We start from the raw sequence: 6326 nt of genomic DNA, 5'->3' as shown, positions 1-6326 counted from the left end.
ATGTTAATTGAGCGGATGCAGCAACGACACTTCTCTGATCAATTGATTGAAAAGATCACGTCAAAAAACTGGTTTACAGTGCTTAATAAAATATGGCAGTAATCATTGATAGGATTAAATCTCATATATAGAATTTAAAGTGAACTGCCCCAGTATTATCTAGAGTATTACTTAATGAATTATGAGCAGCAAACTTATCGATGATGGTAGCATTTAACCATGTTGATAACCTATGCTGTCAATCACGTAGACACTAACTTGGAAAAGTTTTAATCGAGTAGTCTTACAATAATACTAAAACCCAATCTGCCTTAGCATTTTATAGTATGAATCCTATTCTAATTTTTTAATTCCCAAGCTCCATATATTTAATATCATTGCCGATAATAATCTCCGTTACTGTATCAATATAAGGAGTGGCTGTTGAATCTGAAGCCACACAACTCTCTCCTTACTATTTATTTAATGATTAATTTTCACTATTTCAGGTCTAATCCAACAATAGAGTAGAGGTAAAAATACTATAAAAATACAGTGCCCAAATACGAGTTAAATTTTATTAGATTACAATTTACATCGCGATTATTCAATCATATAATATCTGTAGGCCAATAAACTAGGTACATGTAAGATATCGTCATAATATGTGTTTTGGTCGACCTACTTTTACATGGTAGAGGTCAGCAGTTCGAGTCTGCTTATGCCTACCAAATATTTAGAAAGCCCCAATCTCACGATTGGGGCTTTTTTTGTCTGTAATATATGGGCTGTAGGGGGAATAGTTTTATCTATATGCTTTTTATACCATCATGTCAGATTTTCAAACCTGCAACCCTTAGTTTTAGGCTTTGACGCTATTGCTTAGATGGCTAATCATGTGAATGTAAAGAAGCAATCGCCCAACGTTTCAATCAGCATATGAACGACACATTCTTTTGTCTAAAACATAGTAACTGACTAAATATATATAATTAATATATATTTTTGTATACTATACAATAGTATATCGTGTATTATTACTACAGATTTATTTAAATATATTACTGATGATTATCAACAAGAACAGTTGAATATTAATTATCTTTTTGATCTTTATTTCACAGTATTTTTTATATTATCGACAATTATCTAACGACTACCATATATAGCAATCCATTCGTATAACAGATAGATGGCTGTTAATTTTTAAGAGCTTATATTGATAATTTTAGCTAAATAACCATTAGCTATTGCCCGTAATATTTTTTACTTTTATGGACGAACAGTTGCTTAAACATATCATGGAAGGTTGCGCCACTCAGTTAACAAACAAAGGTAACCATTTATGTTCGCTGCATTTGTGATCGATCAGATGGATGCGTTGATGCTCGCACGTATCCAATTTGCTTTTGTCATTTCATGGCATATTGTTTTCCCCGCTTTTTCTATCGGACTTGCCAGTTTTTTAACGGTACTAGAGTTTCGTTGGCTTAGAACGGGTAACCCTATCTATGCTGAAGTCTATAAGCATTGGGTCAAGATCTTTGCTGTAGTCTTTGGTCTTGGTGTCGTATCAGGCGTTGTAATGTCCTATCAGTTCGGCACTAACTGGGCAGTGTTCTCAGATAAAGCCGGTAACGTCATAGGTCCATTATTAGCTTATGAAGTATTGACGGCGTTTTTCTTAGAAGCGTCCTTCTTAGGTATCATGCTCTTTGGTTGGGGCCGCGTTAGCAAACGTATGCACTTTGCCTCAACTGCGATTGTCGCTATTGGTACACTGATATCAGCTACTTGGATTTTGTCGGCTAATAGCTTTATGCAAACGCCACAAGGTTTTATGATAGGCGCTGATGGTCTTCTCTATCCTACCAATTGGCTTGAGATTATATTTAACCCCTCCTTCCCCTACCGTTTTGCACATATGGTAACGGCTGCCTACTTAACGACTGCTTTTGTCATTGGCGGCGTTGGCGCTTATTATATTCAATCCAAAAAACACACTGAAAATCGCAAGCATGGTCAAGTCATGCTCGGTATGGCGATGATTATGGCTATCTTTGTTGCGCCAGCTCAAGTGTTGATCGGTGATGAGCATGGGCTAAATACTTTAGAGCATCAGCCGGCTAAAGTTGCCGCGATGGAAGGTATTTGGGAAGATGAGCGCGGTGCAGCTTTACGTCTATTTGCTATCCCAGATCAAGAAAATCAGACTAATAAGTACGAAGTAAGTATTCCCTATGTCTCAGGGTTAATTTTGACTCATTCATTAGATGGTGAGGTCAAAGGACTTAAAAATTGGGCACCAGAAGATCAACCACCTGTCGCCATTGTATTTTGGGCATTCCGGATTATGGTTGCTATTGGTACATTGATGGTACTTGTCGGCCTGTTCAGTATCTATAAATACTTCAAAAAACAACATTACAACCCTGAAAGCAAATGGTTTCACCGGGCATGGATGATCATGACCCCGATGGGTTTTATTGCGGTTCTTTCAGGTTGGTTCGTTACTGAAGTAGGACGTCAGCCTTGGACCGTATATGGTGTCATTCGTACCGCTGAGAGTATGTCACCAGTGGCTGCTCAACAAGTTGCCACTACCTTGATTGGCTTTATCGTACTATATATCTTTGTCTTTGGCGCGGGTAGCTTCTACATTCTAAAATTGATCGCTAAAGGCCCACAACCTTACGAAGACCCTGCGGAAGATAATTTCTACGAGCACTCTGTAACCGAAGGTCAGGGTCGTACATTAAGTGGGGATAACAACCCTACTGAAAATCTCAAACGTGATAATACAGAGAACTTGGATACGCCTGCAAATGACAAAGATGACGAGGGGTTACGCTAATGTTTAACTTTGGTGATGTATTAGATTTACCTCTAATTTGGGGCGGTTTAGTTGCCTTATCTGTTTTCATATACGTTTTGCTTGATGGTTTTGATTTGGGCTGTGGCATTTTATTTCCTTTTGCTGGCTCTGACAAAAATCGTAGCCGCATCATGAACTCTATCGCTCCATTTTGGGACGGTAACGAGACGTGGCTCGTACTTGGCGGTGGCGGTTTATTTGCCGCATTCCCTGTCGCTTATGGCATCGTGATGAGTGGCTTGTACCTACCAGTTATCTTTATGCTATTCGGTCTAATTATGCGCGGTGTAGCGTTTGAGTTTCGATTTAAATCCTCGACACGTCGTCATGTATGGGACAGTTTTTTCTTTGTGGGTTCGGTGTTAGCGACTTTTTGTCAAGGGCTTATGTTGGGCGCTTTAATACAAGGTCTAGAAGCTAGCAATCGTTTATACAGTGGTGGTCCATTCGACTGGTTAACACCTTTCTCTATCGTCTGCGGCTTTGCGATGATTATTGGTTACGCCTTACTTGGCTCTACATGGCTAATCATTAAGACAGAACACAACTTACAAGTATGGGCACGTAAAGTTTCTGAGTGGCTGCTTTTTGCTTTGGTCGCAGCGATGATAGTGGTAACGGTGTTTATGTATCTCTCAGATATCGCGGCCATTGAAAGCTGGTTCAGTTTACCAGGTATCTTCTACCTAACTCCGATGCCAATCATTGTTGTACTGCTATTCTTCTTGATGCGTAAAGACTTGACAGGTGAGCGAGAGTACCGTCCCTTTCTACTAACGGTCGCATTATTTTTGATGGGTTATATCGGTGTTTGTTTTGCTATTTTTCCTTACATTGTTCCCTATCAGATGACTATTTATGAAGCGGCGGCTGCGGATACGTCGTTATCCTTTATGCTCGTTGGTGCGGTCATCATGCTACCGATTATCCTAAGTTATACTGCTTTTGCCTATTACACTTTTAAGGGAAAAACAGATCATGAGCATATGTATTAATAATAGATAATCATGACTATCAATAGCTGACAATTGCTGTAAGTCATTATGGCAACTAGGCTTAACAAGCTGATTAATACGCTAACTAGGAAGTTACTATGAAAAACTTTAGTAAAAAACAAACACAATGGGCATGGTTCATTGGATTGTATATATTAGGGTTTTTGACTATTTTTATTATTGCGCAATTAATCAAGCTGGCCATGGGCTTGTAATTACTTTAAACATATGACTGAACTCACCTATTCTAAGGCATTAATATGAAAACTTCACATGACTTGGTTAGCGCTGCGAAAGCGCAAATTACTGAAATACCTGTAGCACAGGCTCAAGTTGCTTGTCATAAAGCAGATATCATTATTGATGTCAGAGAGCCTGCTGAATATGCTGCGGGCCATATCAAAGGCGCAGTATCAGTACCTCGTGGCATACTGGAATTTAGAATTTCTGACCTGCCAGCTATCAAGGGTGCTGATACTGAAATCCTACTATATTGTCAAAGCAGTGGACGCGCGGCGCTAGCAGCTCAGTCACTAGCCGAACTTGGCTATACGCAAGTGGCCTCAATTGCTGGCGGTTATGAGGCATGTCTTAAAACGGACATACCAATAACTATGGCAAATGAAGGTATTGATTTTTATTAGTTACTTATTTTCAATAGGAACGTATTATGTATACGATCAGGTGGGTCGACTCATATGTTAAGCCTAATGGTTGATTTAACTGCTTCTAGCAATGACCATAACTTAAATCCGACTGTTTTAAAATTGTTAGGCATTATCAGCTTATTTTTGCGACTGGGGTCGTTATGAGTAGCATAGCGATGATTAACTGTACTAGTTAATCTATCCATAAAAAAAGTTCTAGCACTCTATCTATGGGTAAAGGTATTACAGCGCTTAACTAAAAGAAGCGCTTAATACCTCTCTAAAATAAAGCACATTACCCTTGAGGACTTTGTGTCATCTGACGGCAGTAATCAGCTAATTTATCTGGCAAGTCATCAGGGCAAACACCACATTGCTGGTTACCAGGAACTGCGTAGTCAATGAATTTCGGATACGGTAGGTTTAGATTATCCATGATGACTCTGAACTCTTCGAGAGTTGTATCGCCACCAAGCCTTGGATTGCGCTTTTTTTCCTGAGCGATTGAAGAGACAAAGCACTCTTTATAGTCATGCGCAGGATAGACTAGCGTCTCATCCGGTAAAGAGAATAGCTTTTGGCGCACAGAATTATATAAGGCATCGGCATCACCGTGCTGAAAGTCAGTTCGACCACACCCATCTATCAATAGCGCATCTCCAGTAAAGACGCGGTCATTGTACAAGTAAGCAAAATGCCCTGCAGTATGACCTGGTGTATGTAAAGGCTGCAAGGTAATACCATCCAGCTCAAATGGGATACCTTCTTCTAGCCCAACATCCGTACATGCCAGTCGGTCGTAGGCAGGTGCAGCGATCTTACTACCAACCGCACGCCTCATCTCCAAAGCGGCTGTTATATGGTCGGCATGGATATGTGTATCAATAGTATAAGCTAGAGTCAGACCCAATCTGTGTATCTCAGCTAAGTCGCGATCCATCGTCGCAATGACAGGATCGATTAGTACTGCCTGTCCTGTATTGACGTCTCCTATAAGATAGGTATAAGTACTAGAGAGTGGCTCATATAGTTGTCGAAATATCATAATAAAACCTCGTTTAGTGATTTAATATTAACAGTAGTAGAAGTCATTCAACATAAATGCCGTGCTAATAACCATCTATATATAGCACTTAGCAAGGCTCAAGGTTTACTAATCTTGTTTGCATTAATCATTGACGACCAAGGTAAACCAGCATTTTGCCAACCGTTCACTACGCGAAATCCCTTCATCTTACCCTCTTTTACTGTGCTTCCCTGAAAGCCGTGATTGATATACTTTACATTTGAAAACCCTTGGGAAATCAGATAATCAGCACTCGGCTTACCGCGTGCTGAGCCAGAACGACACATCGTAACAATGAGTGAGTCTTTATCAAGCCCTTTAGCCTTTAGTGCCTTTTTAATACCACTGACGAAATCTGGATTACTCTGCATGGCAAAACTGCCTTTATCTTCATTAAACTGGGTACGATCAACTAGCTTAAAAGGAATATTGATATCCACGGCATCCGTAAAGCCGACAAACATGATTTCTATAGGATCTCGTACGTCAACAAACAACAACTCATCAGGATGCTCCTGTACAAGGCTCCAGACCTCCTGTGGTGGCACGGATAACGCATCTTCCGCGCTAGCAGAAAAAATTATACCAAACATGAGGAATAACGACAAAATAATGGTTTTCATGCTCTCTCCATAGATACATACGATTCTTTTATGCCAGCTGGCTGATGCTAATAGCCACTCTTGGTGGCATAAATATAGGTAGTGATATTTGAGAAAGCCAAGGCGCATTAGTTAATTAACAAGGCTTAACTTTCTCAAAAT

5 protein-coding genes are annotated in these 6326 nt (G+C 39.9%); 3 read left to right on the top strand and 2 right to left on the bottom strand.

The window, feature by feature from the left end; translation table 11 throughout:
• Positions 1 to 1324 precede the first annotated feature (1324 nt).
• The 3 genes from IPZ60_RS13930 to IPZ60_RS13920 all read left to right on the top strand — a co-directional run bounded on the left by IPZ60_RS13930 (position 1325) and on the right by IPZ60_RS13920 (position 4493).
• Positions 1325 to 2833: a cytochrome ubiquinol oxidase subunit I gene (locus IPZ60_RS13930; RefSeq protein ID WP_194198321.1), complete on the top strand. Its 1509-nt coding sequence runs from the start codon at positions 1325 to 1327 to the stop codon at positions 2831 to 2833.
• Entirely contained in the window at positions 2833 to 3849 is a 1017-nt protein-coding gene (gene cydB / locus IPZ60_RS13925) for a cytochrome d ubiquinol oxidase subunit II (RefSeq protein WP_194198320.1), read from the top strand. Before IPZ60_RS13930 ends, cydB begins: the two co-directional genes overlap by 1 nt.
• A 260-nt stretch (positions 3850 to 4109) precedes the next feature.
• Positions 4110 to 4493, top strand: a complete 384-nt coding sequence (locus IPZ60_RS13920; RefSeq protein WP_194198319.1) for a rhodanese-like domain-containing protein — start codon at positions 4110 to 4112, stop codon at positions 4491 to 4493.
• Positions 4494 to 4791: 298 nt separating this feature from the next.
• On the opposite strand, the gene IPZ60_RS13915 is transcribed toward IPZ60_RS13920, so the two are convergent.
• Together IPZ60_RS13915 and IPZ60_RS13910 are read right to left on the bottom strand one after the other, a co-directional pair.
• Positions 4792 to 5541, bottom strand: a complete 750-nt coding sequence (locus IPZ60_RS13915; protein ID WP_194198318.1) for an MBL fold metallo-hydrolase — start codon at positions 5539 to 5541, stop codon at positions 4792 to 4794.
• A gap of 98 nt (positions 5542 to 5639) precedes the next feature.
• A complete protein-coding gene (locus tag IPZ60_RS13910; RefSeq protein ID WP_194198317.1) occupies positions 5640 to 6185 on the bottom strand; it encodes a sulfurtransferase in 546 nt (181 codons plus the stop codon).
• Positions 6186 to 6326 lie beyond the last annotated feature (141 nt).

Origin of the sequence: Psychrobacter sp. NG25 (genome assembly GCF_015234355.1) — a bacterium.
Taxonomy (GTDB): domain Bacteria; phylum Pseudomonadota; class Gammaproteobacteria; order Pseudomonadales; family Moraxellaceae; genus Psychrobacter.
Note: the sequence above shows the minus strand (reverse complement) of the source record. Positions and strands in the feature narration are given on the sequence as shown.

Coding starts and splice junctions, on each gene's coding strand:
- IPZ60_RS13930 (WP_194198321.1), top strand. CDS start 1,325: ATGTTCGCTGCATTTGTGATCGATCAGATGGATGCGTTGATGCTCGCA.
- cydB (WP_194198320.1), top strand. CDS start 2,833: ATGTTTAACTTTGGTGATGTATTAGATTTACCTCTAATTTGGGGCGGT.
- IPZ60_RS13920 (WP_194198319.1), top strand. CDS start 4,110: ATGAAAACTTCACATGACTTGGTTAGCGCTGCGAAAGCGCAAATTACT.
- IPZ60_RS13915 (WP_194198318.1), bottom strand. CDS start 5,541: ATGATATTTCGACAACTATATGAGCCACTCTCTAGTACTTATACCTAT.
- IPZ60_RS13910 (WP_194198317.1), bottom strand. CDS start 6,185: ATGAAAACCATTATTTTGTCGTTATTCCTCATGTTTGGTATAATTTTT.